Source organism: Flavobacterium sp. KH_035, assembly GCF_057839565.1.
Genome location: NZ_CM174492.1, coordinates 2,002,198 through 2,018,174 on the forward strand (window position 1 = coordinate 2,002,198; position 15,977 = coordinate 2,018,174).

At 35.0% G+C, this 15,977-nt stretch carries 16 protein-coding genes; 8 read left to right on the forward strand and 8 right to left on the reverse strand.

All coding sequences use genetic code 11. From position 1 onward, the window contains the following. Window positions 1-132: 132 nt before the first annotated feature. Window positions 133-1,098, reverse strand: a complete 966-nt coding sequence (locus tag AC3IS6_RS08630; protein ID WP_263362722.1) for a GlxA family transcriptional regulator — start codon at window positions 1,096-1,098, stop codon at window positions 133-135. Window positions 1,099-1,267: 169 nt separating this feature from the next. On the opposite strand from AC3IS6_RS08630, the gene AC3IS6_RS08635 reads away from it, so the two are divergent. From AC3IS6_RS08635 to serB, 6 genes are all read left to right on the forward strand, one after another. After that, window positions 1,268-1,672 carry an SRPBCC domain-containing protein gene (locus AC3IS6_RS08635; RefSeq protein WP_489164506.1) on the forward strand — a complete coding sequence of 135 codons (405 nt, stop codon included), beginning with the start codon at window positions 1,268-1,270 and terminating at the stop codon, window positions 1,670-1,672. A gap of 54 nt (window positions 1,673-1,726) precedes the next feature. Then, window positions 1,727-2,131, forward strand: a complete 405-nt coding sequence (locus AC3IS6_RS08640; protein ID WP_489164507.1) for an SRPBCC family protein — start codon at window positions 1,727-1,729, stop codon at window positions 2,129-2,131. 138 nt (window positions 2,132-2,269) lie between these two features. Then, entirely contained in the window at window positions 2,270-2,677 is a 408-nt protein-coding gene (locus AC3IS6_RS08645) for a VOC family protein (protein ID WP_489164508.1), read from the forward strand. 1 nt (window position 2,678) lies between these two features. After that, entirely contained in the window at window positions 2,679-3,116 is a 438-nt protein-coding gene (locus AC3IS6_RS08650; RefSeq protein WP_489164509.1) for an SRPBCC family protein, read from the forward strand. A 24-nt stretch (window positions 3,117-3,140) separates the two neighbouring features. Continuing rightward, window positions 3,141-3,581, forward strand: coding sequence for a VOC family protein (locus AC3IS6_RS08655; protein WP_264522773.1), 441 nt, complete (start codon window positions 3,141-3,143; stop codon window positions 3,579-3,581). A 252-nt stretch (window positions 3,582-3,833) separates the two neighbouring features. Then, a complete protein-coding gene (serB, locus tag AC3IS6_RS08660; protein WP_489164510.1) occupies window positions 3,834-5,063 on the forward strand; it encodes a phosphoserine phosphatase SerB in 1,230 nt (409 codons plus the stop codon). Between the two features lie 231 nt (window positions 5,064-5,294). Here the strand turns inward: serB and AC3IS6_RS08665 are convergent, their stop codons facing one another. The 4 genes from AC3IS6_RS08665 to AC3IS6_RS08680 are packed head-to-tail and all read right to left on the reverse strand — an operon-like array spanning window position 5,295 to window position 8,017. After that, complete coding sequence (locus AC3IS6_RS08665; protein ID WP_489164511.1) at window positions 5,295-5,540, reverse strand: redox-active disulfide protein 2; 246 nt, start codon at window positions 5,538-5,540, stop codon at window positions 5,295-5,297. 45 nt (window positions 5,541-5,585) lie between these two features. Continuing rightward, window positions 5,586-5,846 (reverse strand): matrixin family metalloprotease, encoded by a 261-nt coding sequence (locus AC3IS6_RS08670; RefSeq protein ID WP_489164512.1) that lies wholly within the window; start codon window positions 5,844-5,846, stop codon window positions 5,586-5,588. A 48-nt stretch (window positions 5,847-5,894) separates the two neighbouring features. Next, complete coding sequence (locus AC3IS6_RS08675) at window positions 5,895-6,476, reverse strand: hypothetical protein (protein WP_489164513.1); 582 nt, start codon at window positions 6,474-6,476, stop codon at window positions 5,895-5,897. A 32-nt stretch (window positions 6,477-6,508) separates the two neighbouring features. Further along, complete coding sequence (locus AC3IS6_RS08680; RefSeq protein WP_489164514.1) at window positions 6,509-8,017, reverse strand: GH3 auxin-responsive promoter family protein; 1,509 nt, start codon at window positions 8,015-8,017, stop codon at window positions 6,509-6,511. A 249-nt stretch (window positions 8,018-8,266) separates the two neighbouring features. Here AC3IS6_RS08680 and AC3IS6_RS08685 point away from each other — a divergent pair, with 249 nt between their 5' ends. Next, window positions 8,267-9,061, forward strand: coding sequence for a DUF2797 domain-containing protein (locus tag AC3IS6_RS08685; protein WP_489164515.1), 795 nt, complete (start codon window positions 8,267-8,269; stop codon window positions 9,059-9,061). A 237-nt stretch (window positions 9,062-9,298) separates the two neighbouring features. Continuing rightward, entirely contained in the window at window positions 9,299-10,378 is a 1,080-nt protein-coding gene (locus AC3IS6_RS08690) for a glycosyltransferase family 9 protein (protein WP_489164516.1), read from the forward strand. Between the two features lie 46 nt (window positions 10,379-10,424). Here the strand turns inward: AC3IS6_RS08690 and AC3IS6_RS08695 are convergent, their stop codons facing one another. From AC3IS6_RS08695 to sppA, 3 genes are all read right to left on the reverse strand, one after another. Then, complete coding sequence (locus AC3IS6_RS08695; RefSeq protein WP_489164517.1) at window positions 10,425-13,019, reverse strand: AsmA family protein; 2,595 nt, start codon at window positions 13,017-13,019, stop codon at window positions 10,425-10,427. Between the two features lie 173 nt (window positions 13,020-13,192). After that, window positions 13,193-14,140 carry an alpha/beta hydrolase gene (locus AC3IS6_RS08700; RefSeq protein WP_489164518.1) on the reverse strand — a complete coding sequence of 316 codons (948 nt, stop codon included), beginning with the start codon at window positions 14,138-14,140 and terminating at the stop codon, window positions 13,193-13,195. Window positions 14,141-14,153: 13 nt separating this feature from the next. After that, entirely contained in the window at window positions 14,154-15,911 is a 1,758-nt protein-coding gene (gene sppA, locus AC3IS6_RS08705; RefSeq protein WP_489164519.1) for a signal peptide peptidase SppA, read from the reverse strand. Window positions 15,912-15,977: the final 66 nt, after the last annotated feature.

Below are 15,977 nucleotides of genomic sequence, written 5' to 3' on the forward strand. Positions count from 1 at the left end.
ATGAAATTGAAATGTTTAAAATAGCCCTGATCGAAACGGTATCCTTTTACTGCGGTGTTCGCAGTAAAAGATATAGTGTAGAGCGGGACAACAGGTTGTTTTGAAAAATGATTTTTCTGCTCCTGAAAAACATTACTGCACCCTAAACTTCTCCCGATATTCAATAGGTTTCATGCCCACCATTTTAAAAAAGACTTTTCTAAAGGCTTTGGGATCATTGTAGCCTGTTTTCTCAATAATCTCAGAAATCGAAAGCTGGGTTTGTTCCAGATATTTTTTAGAACTTTCCACTCTTATATTTTGCAAATACTCAATTGGCGGGATACCCGTAACTTGCTTAAACCGTCTAGTCATGTTACGAGTGCTCGTAGGAATGTCTTTTGTGATTTCTTCCAGTTTTTCGATTGTATGGTATTGGCTTTCTATTTTTTGCTGCAGCATGGCAACTAAAGTATCATTGTGCAAATGATTTGGTCTAAAGGTGCTGAAATAACTCTGTTTGTATCGGTTTAGGTCGATCGAGAAAATCTTCGCAATTTGAACCGCAATTTCATTTCCACAGTATTTTTGAACTAGAAGAATCAGTAAGTGAAAGGTTGAGGTAGAGCCTCCGCTAGTGTATAAACTGCCATCTGCGGTTAAAGTCTCCTCGGGTTTTAATTTTACTAGCGGGAATGCTTTGGTAAAAGCGCTGCAGGCATCAACGTGTGTTGTGGCTAACTTTTCGTTGAGCAAACCCGAAGCTGCAAACAAAAAGGCACCGGTACAAAAACTGGCCAGTTCGGCTCCGGACTGGTGGTGTTTTTTCAGCCAGGGAATAAAGTTTTTGTTCTTTGCAATCATTTCGCTCATATTATCAGTAGTAAAAGCGGGGATCAAAATAAGTTCGAGGATTGTATTAGAATCTTCAATCGGATTAACCTTATACCCAAACAAATGTCCTTCATTGATTTGTTCTGCCGATTGAAATACCATAATATCAAAAGGCTTCTCGTTTTCTTTAGAGAGTTTGTTAGCGGTTTCAAAAACTTCTAAAATGGCCGCTATACTTAATAATTTATAGTCGTGCGGAACAATTAATCCTACTTTCTTAGTCATGATCGTACTGGTTTTTAGAAAAATGATTGTTTGCAAAAGTAAGTATTTTGTCTTAAATGACCCTAAAAATGACTTTTAATGTAACTTAAAGCTAATCTTAAAAAATTAAATTTGCTTTAAATAATTTGTAATTTTATAAAGAAACATCTTTGATTTTAATAAATAAACAATGATAACAGTACAAGGCGCCATTAATACAACTGTAAATAAAGCTTGGGAATTTTGGACAAAGCCAGAACACATAACAAAATGGAGTTTTGGTTCTCCAGACTGGCATACACCTTATGTTGAAAATGATTTGAGAGTTGGAGGTAAATTCAAATATACGATGGCTGCGAAAGACGGAACTGCAACTTTTGATTTTGAAGGAGTTTATACCCGGGTAGAAACCTTTTTAGTAATAGAGTATAAACTATCCGATAACAGAATCGGAAGTGTTCATTTTGAAGAAAATGGCGAAAAAGTAATTCTTACAGAAAAATTTCAACCTGAAACAGAAAATTCCGAAAGCATGCAAAGGCAATGGTGTCAGGCCGTGATTGATTGTTTTAAAGACTATATTGAAAATAACTAAATAAAAAACGGAAAAAGATTTAAGTTTAAAAATAAAATTAAAAACAAAAATAAAATGATAACAGTACAAAACACGATTAAAGCATCAATAGACAAAGTTTGGGAATTTTGGACATTACCGGAACACATAACAAAATGGAATTTTGCTTCTCCGGACTGGCATACACCTCATGCCGAAAATGACCTGAGAGTAGGAGGGAAATTTACATCGACTATGGCTGCAAAAGATGGCAGTATGAGTTTTGAGTTTGGAGGGGAATATACAGTAGTTGAAAAAAATAAAGCCATTGAATATATTTTAGAAGATGGAAGAAAAGTAGAAATTACTTTTAAGGAAACAGCAAACGGGATAGAGGTCATTGAAAGTTTTGATCCTGAAACGCAAAATCCGGAAGAAATGCAGCGCGGCGGCTGGCAGACGATCATGGATAATTTTAAAAGTTATGCTGAGAGCAATTAGTTTTTTTAAGGTTCAAAGAGGCAGAATGACAAAGGTTCTGGTGTTTCTTGAAAAACTTTGTGAGCTTGCATCTTCGCCAGCAAACAATTGGCTTGTTTTACATCATACAGATAGAATTTAATTTTAAAAACAGTAAGAATGACAAAGCAAATATGGCTGAATTTGCCAGTAAAAGAGGTGGCAAAATCAAAAGCTTTTTTTTCGAAAATAGGATTCTCTTTTAATGAAGAACACGATACACCAAGTTCGACTTGCATGGTGGTTGGAGAAGGAAAATTTGTAGTGATGCTTTTTGAAGAAGCATTGTTTGCCAGTTTTTCTCAAAATAAACTTACCGATACCCAAACAAGTTCAGAAGTTTTGATCTCGATTGATGCCGAAAGTATTGCCGAGGTCAATGAACTGGCCCAAAAAGTTAAAGAGGCCGGAGGAACTGTTTTTGCTTCACCAGCGGAAAGTCAGGGCTGGATGTACGGTTTCGGTTTTGCGGATTTAGACGGTCATCGTTGGAATGTATTATTTATGGATTTTAGTAAACTATCATAGTATGGAAACTTTAGAATTTAAAATTAGAATTAAAGCTCCGGTACAGAAAGTCTGGTCGGTTTTGTGGAATGAGGAAACGTATAAAAAATGGACAGGAGCTTTTTGCGAAGGTTCATATGCGGTAAGCGAATGGAATCAGGGTGATAAAATACATTTTCTGTCTCCAAACGGAGAAGGAATGAATAGCATCATCGAAACGAAAATCTCGGATGAATACATGGCTTTTAAACATATAGGTGAAATCAAAGATTTTAAAGAACTGCCTATTGATGAAGAGACAAAAAAATGGAGCGGTGCCATGGAAACGTATCGGTTAACAGCCGACGATGAGTTTACTGATTTGGTTGCTCAGGTAGATGTAGTTGAAAAATATATCGATTATTTTAAAGAAGCCTTTCCTAAAGGGCTGGAAACAGCCAAAGAACTTTCAGAACAATAAAAAACAAACAAAAAAACAAATTTCATGGCAACAGCAGTAAACCCTTATTTAATTTTTAACGGAAATTGTGAAGAAGCATTTCTATTTTATCAATCCGTTTTTGGAGGAGAATTTCCGTTTCTTGGAAGATTTAATGAAATGCCGGAAGGTGAAGAAGGATGTGGTCCGGTATCTGAAAAAGATGGCAACCGAATCATGCACGTTTCTTTGCCAATTGGTAATACAATCTTAATGGGAAGTGATAGTAGTGAACAATCCGGAGATGTAGTTTTTGGTGGGAATTTTTCAATCTCAATAAATGTGGACAGCGCAGCAGAAGGAGATCGAATTTTCAACGGACTCTCAGCGGGAGGAGCTGTTTTTATGCCAATGGCAAAAACCTTTTGGGGAGCTTATTTCGGAATGTTCAAAGACAAATTCGGTGTAAGCTGGATGGTAAACTTTGATGAAAATATACCGACTTAAAATAACTTCTTTCATTTTGTCCACCATAAAAAAGATTTCAGGGATTCCTTATTTTAATCCTTGAAATCTTTGGTAAAAAAACAGTTCTGAGATTAAAAAAGTTAGGTTATTTTGATCCCGGAACATAATTGTTAAATTACTCCAAAAAGCACATTCTTAGGTGCTTTTTCTTTTTAAAAAACAATCAATATCTTTTTTTATCAACTTTAGATTGTCGATTTTTGTCACTTCGTAAAATCAATAAAGATTAAGATGGTAAGAGAAGACAAAGAGATTATTTTATTAAAAGTTTCAGGACATGATAAAATAGGAGTGACGGCAGGTTTGACTGCTGTGTTGGCAACCTACGATGCTAATATTTTAGATATTGGTCAGGCCGATATCCATGATACACTTTCTCTGGGGATTTTATTTGAAATTCAGGCAGGTTCCTCTTCAGGACCAGTTTTAAAAGACTTGCTGTTCAAAGCTTATGAGTTGGAAATTAAAGTAAAATTTATTCCGATCTCTATCGACGATTACGAAAAGTGGGTAAAATCACAATCCAAACAGCGTTACATTATCAATATTTTGGGCGAAAAACTGACAGCTTCGCAGTTGGCTGCTGTGACTAAAATAATGTCAGACCAGCATCTGAACATTGATTCTATTATAAGATTAACAGGGAGAACGTCTATTGTAGAAATAGAAGAATATCCGCGTTCCTGCATACAATTATCCGTAACCGGTGAAATTGTAGACAAGATCCACATGACCGCAAGTTTTATGGAGATTTCCAGAACTCTGGATGTCGATATTTCATTCCAGGAAGACAATATTTACAGACGAAACAGACGTTTGGTTTGTTTCGATATGGACTCGACTTTAATTCAGACCGAAGTAATTGATGAACTGGCTGAGCTAAACGGAGTAGGACATCAGGTTCGTGCTATCACAGAATCGGCAATGAATGGCGAGATTGATTTCAACGAAAGTTTTAAACAGCGTATGGCTTTGCTCGAAGGTCTGAGCGAAGATGTTTTGCAAAATGTTGCCCTCAATTTACCCATTACAAAAGGAGCCCATCGATTGATGAAAGCCTTAAAATATTACGGATATAAAACGGCAATTTTATCTGGAGGATTCACCTATTTTGGAGAATATCTACAGAAAGAATTAGGTATCGATTATGTTCATGCAAATCGACTTGAAATCAAAGACGGTAAATTAACCGGTAAATATATAGGCGATATTGTAGACGGTCAGAAGAAAGCCGAATACCTTAAAGCAATCGCCGAAAAAGAAGGAATTCACATCAATCAGACAATTGCGGTTGGAGACGGTGCTAATGATTTGCCAATGTTAAACTTAGCAGGTCTGGGAATCGCTTTTCACGCCAAACCAAAAGTAAAAGAAAACGCTGCGACTTCAATTTCAAGCCTGGGTCTTGATGGAGTTTTATATTTATTAGGATACCATGACAGGTATATTGATATGATGTAATTTCAAAACTATTTAATGTTAATTAGTCCTTGCGAGGAACGAAGCAATCTCACTAGAAAGTAAGCTCTACAATAAAAATACACAAACCTTAGTTTTTTCAATAAAAGCTAAGGTTTTTTTATGGGCATGCCCCTCCGGGTCGGGCTATACGTTTCAATCTTTTGTGCTGAACCCCAGCATAAAAGGATTTTCACTTCTATCCCTCATGCGATTCGGTAATAGTATTGGGGCTTATTTTTCTCTGGATTTTAATTCAGTTTTAATGTCTTTGGAAGTCTTAAAAATTAAGAGAAGTAGTGGTAATAATGCAATAGGAACAATTTGAATAGCGCTAAATCCTTTTAAAAATACAAGGTAGATGTTAGCGATAAGTAATAAAAGAAAAATTACGGCAAATGCATACGCCGTTGATTTTGAGATTTTTTCGCTTTTACGTAACTCTTCAGTAGTCATTTCACTAAGTTTTTGGTTCTTCATTTTATTTTGGTTTTTGGTTAATTCGGAAGTTTGTATGGTGAGTTGTCAGGTGGTAAGATTACTTAGGTTCCATCCTTTTTCAATTAAATAGTTTTTACATTTTAAGCAAAAGGCGGTTTCTTTATCTAAATGATTTTTTCCTTCAGCATCTCTCATTAAACATGTTTTTACGGGACAATGAGGTAATCCTTCGGTGTGACCTAACTCATGCAGAACAACTTTATAAAATTGTACTTCTTTATTTCTTTTGCTTAGTCTAAAATTAGAAACGACACAGGATTTGCCTGGATGATAGCCCAGTCCCATAACGCCCCAATCTTTGTTTTTGCCTTTTAGTTGATATTAACTTTTTAATTACAATAGTCTGTTTATTTCAAAATTTGATTTATACTCCGCATATTCAGAAGAGTTAATGATTTCCATGTCTTTTAACCAATTAATCCGACTATAAAAATCATGCTCTGAAAAGATATTATCAAAATTTGTGTATTTTTCCTTAAGATAAATTCTTGTATTTGTCTTAATCTTTTCAATAAACTCTAAAACATTTTTCTCATAAGGTATATCTCGGTAAAAAACAAGAGTTGTTTGTCCTCCGGTTAAATATATGTCGTCTTGATGTTGTTTAAAATATGCTATTGAAGCTATTGTTCCCCAGATTATATAATTAAATATTAAGGTTCCTTGATTAACTTGATTAGTGAAAATATATAAAATTGTCAAAGCAATTATAAGAGCAATGCAAACGCAAAAAAAAAGTTTTCCAGGAATAGTATTATCTGATCTATAGTGTATATCAAATCCTAATTGATCTAGTTTTACTTCGTATTTATCATTTTTTCGAAGTGACTTTACATCTACAATTATTTTGTTATCCTTTAATATAAATTTTCGAGAATTAATTCCTCTCTTTTGCAATAAATCTACTTCTGTCATAATTTGTTCGTGAAAATTTGTGGTAAACATTTTTACATCTCCTTCAACTGTTCTAAATAATCCCTCTGATTCGAAAGCCTTGGGATTTTATGCTGTCCACCTAATTTGTCACGCTCTTTTAGCCAGTCATAAAACAGGTTCTCACGCGCCACATTAATCACCAGAGGATTTAAAGTCATATTATTGTGACGTTTAGCTTCGTAATCAGAATTTAGAGTCTGTAAAGTTTCATCCAGAACTTTTTGGAAAAGTCCTACATCAGCGGGTTTTTTCTTGAACTCAATCATCCATTCGTGAGCGCCTTTTTCCTTGTCTTGCATAAAAATAGGAGCAACGGTATAATCGATTACTTCGGTATGGGTCAGTTGGCAGGCTTTGGCAATAGCCTGATCGGTATTTTCGACCATTAGCTCTTCTCCAAAAACGTTAATATGGTGTTTGGTTCTGCCGGTTACTCGGATTCGATACGGATTTAAAGAAGTAAAACGAACCGTATCTCCAATCAAATAACGCCACAAACCGGAATTCGTTGTAATTACAATCGCATAGTTTTTATTCAATTCAACATCGGCCAAACGGATTACTTTTTGATTTGGAGTACCAAAGGTATCCATGGCTATAAATTCATAGAAAATACCATAATCCAGCATCAAAAGTAAATCGCTCGAATTGTTTAAATCCTGAATGGCAAAAAAGCCTTCAGAAGCATTGTATATTTCGTAGTACCTGAAATCTTTGCTTGGTAGAATTTTTTTATATTGTTCTTTATACGGAGAAAAACTTACGCCTCCGTGAAAATAAACTTCCAGGTTTGGCCAAATATCCAAAAGACTTTCCTTCCCCGTATTTTCTAAAACTTTATTCATTAAAACGAGCATCCACGATGGAACGCCTGCAAAACTGGTTACATTTTCGTTTTTCGTTTCATTTATAATCGCAGCAATTTTGGATTCCCACTCGCTCATCAGCGAAGTTTTACTGCTTGGAGTACTGCTAAATTCAGCCCAAATAGGCATATTCTCAATCAAAATGGCAGATAAATCGCCAAAGAAAGTATTGTTGTTTTCATAGATTTGGGAACTTCCGCCCAGACGAAGACTTTTGCCCAAAAACAATTCTGAATCCTCATTGTTATTGAGGTACAGACAAAGTAAATCTTTACTTCCTTTATAATGACAATCCTCTAGGGCCTCATTACTCACAGGGATAAATTTACTTTTGGCATTTGTAGTTCCACTCGATTTAGCAAACCATTTTATAGGCGTTTCCCAAAATACATTCTGCTCCCCCTGACGTGTACGTTCAATCAAAGGCTGAAGCTCTTCGTAGGTAGCAATCGGCACCCTTTCGGCAAAAGTTTGATAGGAATTGATCGACTCAAAATCATACTGTTTCCCTATAATTGTATTTTCTGAAGCTGTCAATAAATTGTGCAGCAGCTCTTCCTGAACTTCATTCGGATATTTTAGAAAAAGTTCTATTTGATGTATCCTTTGTTTTAGGACCCAAGAAGCAAAAGAGTTGATTATTGATAAGGGCATGAGTGAAATTTATATTTTAGATTGCTGATTGTAGATTTTAGATTTTACAATTCGCGTAAAATCAGGAACCTTAAAATTTGAATATCGAAAGACAAATACTAACTTTGCCGTTGTATCAAAAATAGTGTTTTTTTGTAAAAAATAACATTCTATTTTTATTAAACATTCCGGTTCAGATGAATTTTAATTCTTAAAATTCAGAATTCAGGCAGGTAAATCTAAAATCTACAATCAGCAATCTAAATTCTAATGACATATCAAGGCGTACTTACAAAAATGCAAACTGAAATAGGAGCTCCAATTCAGTATTATTTGGTTTTCGAAGACAGTTTTCTAAACATGAATCAATTACTGAATAAAGAAATTGAGATTAATTTTGTGGGATTTGAATGCCTGAATTGCCATAAAAAGAAAAAGATATACCGACAAGGATTTTGCTATGAGTGTTTTTATTCAAGCCCTGCTGTTGGTGATTGGATTATGCGTCCGGAACTGAGTACGGCGCATCTGGGGATTGCAGACCGGGATTTGGAGTACGAACAAAAAGTACAGCTTCAACCTCATGTTGTTTATCTGGCTTTGGCAAGTGAAGTAAAAGTTGGGGTGACCCGTAAAACTCAGGTTCCAACACGTTGGATCGATCAGGGAGCAACTCAGGCCATTGCGATTGTTGAGGTTCCAAACCGATATTTGGCCGGAATTACTGAGGTCGCACTAAAAGACCATTACACCGATAAGACAAACTGGAGAAAAATGCTTCAAAATACAGGTGAAAGTTTTGATCTGATTGCGGAGAAAGCAAAAGTGGAAAGTTTGATTCCCACAGAAGTGCAGGAATATTTTTATTCTCAAAAGAATGACTTGTATGAACTACATTATCCGGTTTTAAATTACCCTATTAAAGTAACAAGTCTTAATCTTGATAAAACCCCGACTTTTCAAGGCAAACTAACCGGAATTAAGGGACAGTATTTGATCTTTGAAAATGGAACCGTTTTTAATATTAGAGGGTCCGAAGGTTATGTGGTTAGCATATCGGTTTAATGTTTTAGGGAAAAACATCGCGTAAGGTATTGATTGTTAATTTTTTATTATATTTATAACACTGTTTTTAGCATATTGTAATCTGAATCTTGAAAGATTTGATTACAATTTTGTAATAATTATTTATTAGAAGATTTTAATTTTAAATCTAAAGAGAACCTAGTTTAGTAAAAGGATAAACGAAAGTTTTTTTTGAATTTCCAAAGACAAATATTTAATCAATAAATTAGTTAAAAGATGAGTGTTTTAAAAAGAGTAAATGTGGTCAGGCGCAGCTTAATGCACTACCTCACTAAGAACATTGGAAAACCAAGATCAGAACAGCACATTGTTTTAGTAGATAAAACCGAAGTAAGGCGAGTTTTGATCTGTAGGCCAAATGCCAGACTGGGAAATTTATTATTGATTACGCCACTTGTTCAGGAAGTCACCGATATGTTTCCAAATTGTAAAGTCGATTTGTTTGTTAAGGGAGCTTTAGCTCTGGTAATTTTTGGAAATTATCAAAATATTAATAAAGTAATTGGTTTGCCTAAAAAACCATTCAGTAATTTATTCCAATATCTGAATGTCTGGATTTCAATAAAAAGACAAACATACGATATAGCAATCAATGTCGATCAAAATTCTTCTTCAGGACGTTTAGCAGTCCAGTTCTCTAATGCTAAATATAAATTCTACGGAGATTCAAACGATGAATCTCAACTTCTAAAAAATGACTACGATCATATTGCGAAATACCCCGTTTATAATTTCCGACATTATTTAACGAAACTTGGATTAGCAAAAAGCAATAAAATAATAGCCCCGATTGACCTTAGATTGTCTTCTTCTGAAATTGTTGAAGGAAAGAAAATCTTAAATGATTTAGTACAAAACTCTAAAAGAACAATTTGCATTTTTACTTATGCTACAGGCGCAAAATGCTTGTCAGAGGAGTGGTGGGAGAACTTCTACACACAACTAAAGGAAGAATATAAAGACTATAATATTATTGAAATTCTGCCTGTAGAAAATGTTTCGCAGATTGCCTTTCAGGCTCCAACATTTTACAGCAAAGATATCCGCGAAATAGGATCTGTAATCTCCAATGCCGACTTATTTATTGGTGCCGATAGTGGAATCATGCATTTGGCCAGCGCAGTGCAGACTCCGACAATTGGACTCTTCTCGGTTTCAAACCTTAAAAAATATGAACCATACAACAATTGCAGTATCGGAATAGATATTAATTTACACACTAAAAAGGATTATGTGAAAATCATAAACTCCATACTGAATAATGGGAAAATTAGTAATATCGGACAAGCAATTTAAAAATATAAGAACAACAAAAAAGGCATCCGTAGATGCCTTTTTTTATTTAGTTTTTCTTCTTAAATAAGCCATTTATTAAGTCACTGGCTTTTTTAGTAACTTCCTGAGTTTTCTGCTCTTTTTCGGTTGCAGCTGCTTTTGTGGTGTCTTTTGCCTTTGTATTTTTATTGATAAAATCATTAAGGGCTGAAGTTCCTTTTTGAGTCAGTTTGTCTCTTTGTTGATTCGCAACTTGTGTCGCCAGACTCGTCACTGCACTTTTCATATCCGTTGTTATTTTTGGATTCGAAAAATTACCGCTAACAATAGCATTTATCGGAATGTTTTGCAGTTTTGCAGCATCCGCAGGAGACATTTTTGCAAGGAAAGCATTGGCTTCATTTCCTAAATATTTTGCAGGAACGTCTAATTTTAAATTGTAATTCATCGTTTGGTCAAAACCATGCGTTCCACCAACTGTAATCTTAATGTCCTGATATTTGATGTCAAATGGTTTTACGCTCACTTTTCCGTTATCAAACGTTAGGGCTGCTTTAATATCATTCAGATTTATTTTATTCGGATCAATAAATTTCAGGTTAGAAGTTAAGGCATTTAAAACCGTTGAGTTTTTAGAATTTACAGTAGTCGAAAGCAACTGACCGATCAAATCTCCTGAAATCGATTTTAAGTCCGGAGTTAACTCTTTGTCGTTTAAGTTTCCGTTTAATTTTATAGTCGAATTTAATTTTCCGTTGATGATTCCGGCCAAAGGAGCAATTTTTTTCATCATGTCTAATTGCGTAAAAGTTTGCGCAATATCCACCTGATTGAAGCCTAAATTCATATCAAAAGTAGGTACCTTTGTTTTGGTAGAAACAGCTCCGTTAAGACCAATTGTTCCGCCAAAAATCGATGTTTTAAAGTTTTCTAAAGTTGCTTTTTCATCCTTAACAATCAACCTGCCCGAAACGTCTTTTAGTTTTAGATTGTCGTATAATACCGTAGTGGCTTTGGCATTTAAAGTACAATTTAAAAAAGCAGGAATCTTCATAGCCTCAGATGGTTTTGCAGCCGTTTTCTCTGTTGCAGCCGTTCCCGAAGTCATAAAATCATCAACCGCTAACTGGTTTGAACTCATATTGAAATTCCCTCTCAGTTCTTGTTTTTTGAACATAAAACCATAGAAGTTTTCCAGTACACCATTAATACTTAAGTCACTTTTTCCGGTCGTAGCATCAAATTTCTTTAGGTTTATTGTACTCGGATTAAACTCAACCAATGCTGTGCTAATGTTCATCGATTTGTTGTTCTCGTCCGTATATTTAAATCCTGACAAACTCATTGTTCCAGAGTTTTTAATATTCTGATATTGGCTTTTTTCAACAGAAGCCATATCAAATTGTGTGGTAACATCGGCTTTTAAAATACCTGCAAGAGGTTTGTCCATTTTAATGGGGTACGCTTTAGAAAGATTCGACAAGTTGATCGTCCCTTTTAAAGCTGCGTTTACCATAGGATTTTGTGTTATGTTTTTGATGTTGGCTTTGGCGTTAAAAACATCCTGATCGATTCGGAAGGAGAGTTTATCCAGATTTACATAAGTATCATTCAGAATCCCCGTTTCGTTAATAATTTTTGTATCAATTACAATATTCTGAACTGATTTAGGCAGGTTTGGATATTGAAACGAAGCGTTGTTCGAAGCAATAGCAATATTAAATTTAGGAACCGTAGTATCTGTCAATTCTCCTTTGGCAAAACCGGCAACTGTAAAATCTCCGGTAGTCTTTACACCATCCAGACTTGCGGCGTAAGCCGAAGGGATCAGTCCTAAGAAGTTTGTAAATGCCGAAGTTGGAGTTTTAAACTTTAGATCATAAATCTGTCCGGCATCTGCCATCTGAATAAATCCGTCAAACTCTAAAGGCAGCTGATTGATTAAAGCTTTATTCTCTTTAAAAGTATATTTGCTTTTTTCAAGGTCAATTCCTAAGACAGCGTCTAAAGTCAGTTTTACATTTTTCATGTAATTGACTTTGTCCATATCCAAAGAAACGTTGGCGGTAGACTTTGTAGTCAAATCTAATTTTGAGTTGGTAAAATCGCCTGTTCCTTCATGGTTTAGGCTGTCAATTACCATTTTTATTTTAGATCTCTGATCAATGTACCTGAAAGTAAACTGTTCAATTTTATAATTTTGAATTTTTAGCGAAAGTGGTTTACTTTTATCGTCTTTCACTTCTTTTTCTTTGTTTTTTAGGGCAATATCAAAATTGCCAACACCATCTTTGTTAAAAATAATATTAATCAGACCATTTGTAGAACTGACTCCCTGTATGTTTAAAGGTTCGTCTTTTCCTTTAAAAAGTTCTTTAATGCTCATCTTTAAATTCAGTTCGCCTAATGAAACCAAGGTGTCTCCTTCAAAAGGAGCTTTGTTGATAATCACCAGTTTTTCGATTCCCACGGTGGCGTTCGGAAAGTTTCTAAATAAACTTAGATCGGCATCTGTAAAACTTACTTTCGCGTCAACACTTTCGTTGATGGCTTCTGAAATTTTGGCTTTTATTTGATCTTTAAAGAAATACGGAATGGCAAATAAGGCCGCTACTAGGACCACAAGGACTATGGCTGTTATTTTTAAAACTTTCTTTAACATATAAATAAATTGAGGGGTTAAATTGCTAACTGATTGCTGCAAAAATAGTTTTTTTTGGTGGAGTTCGTATATAAAGTTTTTGTAAAACATAAGAGTATACTCCTGTTTCTTAAAAACAAAAAACCGTCTGAATTATATATTCAAACGGTTTTTTAAGCTTTTTATGATTGGAATTATTTTTTAATGAAAGAAATAATCTTATCGATCATGATTTCTGAGACAGGTAAACTTTCATTTTTATAACTTTCGAGATTGGTCTGATGGTCTCCGTCGACAATTTTCATGATATGATTCATTTTATCAATGATCAGGAGTTCCGCATTTTTATTGGCCTGTGATAGAAGCTCAGCATCTTTTACGGTTACTTGTAAATCCTGATTTCCCTGAACGATTAAAATAGGAATGTTTAACTTTTTGATTTCGGTTTTTGGATTGTATTTAAACCATGAAATTAAATAGGGCTGAATGCTTGGTCTAAAAAGAGAATTCAGCATTGGATCTACTTTGTTCACAGTATGGCCACTTTTTAGGCTATCAATAATAGGGAAAGTCATTTCCTCTATTTGTTTGTTTGATTTAGAGGCGATTTGTGTTTTGATTAACTTGTCAGCAGATTCTCCCGCCCCTGCAATGGAGATAAATTTATTGGCTTTTGCGCCGGCAATCATTCCAATTAAGGAGCCTTCGCTGTGTCCGATTACAATGATTTGAGAGAAACGATAGTCTTGCTTTAACAAATTGATCCAGCTTTTGGCATCTTCAGTGTAATTCTCAAATACAAGAGTTTGCTCTGAAATGGCTGATGGTTTGCTTTCCCCAATTCCTCTTTTATCGTATCGCAATGAGGCAATTCCGTTTTTTGCCAGGGCTTCTGCCAGCATTTTTAGAGAATTGTTTTTCATCATCGGATTATTTCCGTTGCGATCCGTAGGACCCGAACCCGAAATGATTAAGGCTACCGGGCATTTTGTTTTCAAATCAGGCATTGTTAACGTACCAAAAAGCTGATCGATGTTGATTTTTAAAACGATCGGTGTTTCTGTAAAAGGAACTTGCGTTTTATTTTGGGCATCTACAAAACTCAAAAACAGAAGAGCAGCAAGCACAAATAATTTTTTCATTTTTAAAATGGAATTATTTAATATTTATTCCAAAAGGAAGCATCGCCTGAACACCTTTTTGTTGCTGAAGCCTTTTTACCTGCTCGATAAGCATATAGTTTTCTTCTCCAATTTCTTCCTTAATAAAGGCTTCTTTTGATTGTGCAAAAGGCAAACTTGAAAGAAGGTCGTTGAATGTTTTTTCGTATTCAGGATAGTTTTGTGTACTATACGTTTTGATTTTTGCAATTTTCGCAGCTTCAGCAATCGCATCATTCAAACCTCCAATTTGGTCCACTAATCCAATTTTTAACGCTTCACTTCCTGACCAGACTCTTCCTTGTGCGATAGCATCTACTTGAGCAAACGTCATTTTTCGGCCTTCCGCCACATGTGTTACAAAAGTGTTGTAAATGTGCTCTACACCTTCCAAAGTAAAGGCTTTAAATTTTTCGTCAACAGGTACAAACGGACTGTAATTTGCTGAGTTTTCATGCGTTTTTACCTGCTCAGTGTTTATCCCTAGTTTATTGGCTAAAGGACTAAAATTTGGCAGTATTCCAAAAACGCCTATAGAACCTGTAATAGTATTGCTTTCTGCAAAAATTTTGTTAGCATTACAGGCAATATAATAACCGCCTGATGCGGCATAATTCCCCATAGAAACGACAATCGGTTTTACTTTTTTGGTAATCTCAATTTCTCTCCAAATCAGATCAGAAGTTAAGGCGCTTCCTCCCGGACTGTCGATTCTTAAAACGATTGCTTTTACATCTTCATTTTTGCGGGCTTCCTGCAAAGAACGTCTCATAGAGCCTTCACCAATTACAGTAACATCTCCTTCACCGCCTTGTATTTCGCCCTGAGCATAAATAATAGCAATCTGGTCGGTTGCTGTATTGGTCAAAGCAGTTGTAATGTTATTTTGAGTATAATCTAAAATAGAAATCTTGTTGTAATCGTCATCTCCCTTAACTTTAAGGGCTTTTTTGATTGCATTATGGTAAACGTCCTCATAAGCAATAATATCAACCAGATGTTGGGCTTTTGCCATTTCCGGAGTTCTCGCTAATAAACCATTGGCGATTTCATTTAGTTTAGGGAGCGGAATATTTCTGCTTTTTGAAATATCAGTCGAAACAGTAGTCCAGATCGAGTTTAAAAGTGCGGTTACTTGTTCTCTGTTGGCATCACTCATCTTATTTTCAAGAAAAGGCTCAACAGCACTTTTATACTTTCCGTGACGAATCACTTCCATATGAATGCCTGATTTATCCTGAAAATCTTTGAAAAACATCACCTCAGACGAAAGACCTTTAAAGTCTAAGTCACCTGCTGGATTCAAATAAATAGTATTGGCTACAGAATTCAGGTAATATTCTTTTTGGGAGTAGGTATTGGCATAAGCCCATACAAATTTCCCTGATTTTTTGAAACTTTCAAGCGCATTTCTCAAATCTTTATATTGTGCCAGACCTAAAGAAGATTCATCATTTAAAATAGAAATCCCTTTAATATTATCATCTGTTTTTGCAGCTTCTATGGCATTAATCACATCTGTTAGGCCGATGCCTTTTTTATCTGAGAAAACAGTTACCCAAGGGTCTTTGTATTTTCCGGAATAATCGTTTTGAATTTGTTTTAAGTTTAATTCTATCACAGAATCACTTTTGACAGAAACGGCGTCGTCTCCTCCAAAAATTGCTCCAATAAGAATTACCCCAAAAAAGAAGAGGATAATAAACACAAAAATTCCAATAACGGTGGCTATTATATTTCCTAAAAACTTCATAAGTGTATTTTTTTTAATAAGTATCGAAAAAGGTTGGTTTGTTACAAAAGTAAACTAAAAACAAAT

Excerpts from the sequence above, each read along its gene's own strand:
- AC3IS6_RS08630 (WP_263362722.1), bottom strand. The coding sequence starts at position 1,098 with ATGACTAAGAAAGTAGGATTAATTGTTCCGCACGACTATAAATTATTA.
- AC3IS6_RS08635 (WP_489164506.1), top strand. The coding sequence starts at position 1,268 with ATGATAACAGTACAAGGCGCCATTAATACAACTGTAAATAAAGCTTGG.
- AC3IS6_RS08640 (WP_489164507.1), top strand. The coding sequence starts at position 1,727 with ATGATAACAGTACAAAACACGATTAAAGCATCAATAGACAAAGTTTGG.
- AC3IS6_RS08645 (WP_489164508.1), top strand. The coding sequence starts at position 2,270 with ATGACAAAGCAAATATGGCTGAATTTGCCAGTAAAAGAGGTGGCAAAA.
- AC3IS6_RS08650 (WP_489164509.1), top strand. The coding sequence starts at position 2,679 with ATGGAAACTTTAGAATTTAAAATTAGAATTAAAGCTCCGGTACAGAAA.
- AC3IS6_RS08655 (WP_264522773.1), top strand. The coding sequence starts at position 3,141 with ATGGCAACAGCAGTAAACCCTTATTTAATTTTTAACGGAAATTGTGAA.
- serB (WP_489164510.1), top strand. The coding sequence starts at position 3,834 with ATGGTAAGAGAAGACAAAGAGATTATTTTATTAAAAGTTTCAGGACAT.
- AC3IS6_RS08665 (WP_489164511.1), bottom strand. The coding sequence starts at position 5,540 with ATGAAGAACCAAAAACTTAGTGAAATGACTACTGAAGAGTTACGTAAA.
- AC3IS6_RS08670 (WP_489164512.1), bottom strand. The coding sequence starts at position 5,846 with ATGGGACTGGGCTATCATCCAGGCAAATCCTGTGTCGTTTCTAATTTT.
- AC3IS6_RS08675 (WP_489164513.1), bottom strand. The coding sequence starts at position 6,476 with ATGACAGAAGTAGATTTATTGCAAAAGAGAGGAATTAATTCTCGAAAA.
- AC3IS6_RS08680 (WP_489164514.1), bottom strand. The coding sequence starts at position 8,017 with ATGCCCTTATCAATAATCAACTCTTTTGCTTCTTGGGTCCTAAAACAA.
- AC3IS6_RS08685 (WP_489164515.1), top strand. The coding sequence starts at position 8,267 with ATGACATATCAAGGCGTACTTACAAAAATGCAAACTGAAATAGGAGCT.
- AC3IS6_RS08690 (WP_489164516.1), top strand. The coding sequence starts at position 9,299 with ATGAGTGTTTTAAAAAGAGTAAATGTGGTCAGGCGCAGCTTAATGCAC.
- AC3IS6_RS08695 (WP_489164517.1), bottom strand. The coding sequence starts at position 13,019 with ATGTTAAAGAAAGTTTTAAAAATAACAGCCATAGTCCTTGTGGTCCTA.
- AC3IS6_RS08700 (WP_489164518.1), bottom strand. The coding sequence starts at position 14,140 with ATGAAAAAATTATTTGTGCTTGCTGCTCTTCTGTTTTTGAGTTTTGTA.
- sppA (WP_489164519.1), bottom strand. The coding sequence starts at position 15,911 with ATGAAGTTTTTAGGAAATATAATAGCCACCGTTATTGGAATTTTTGTG.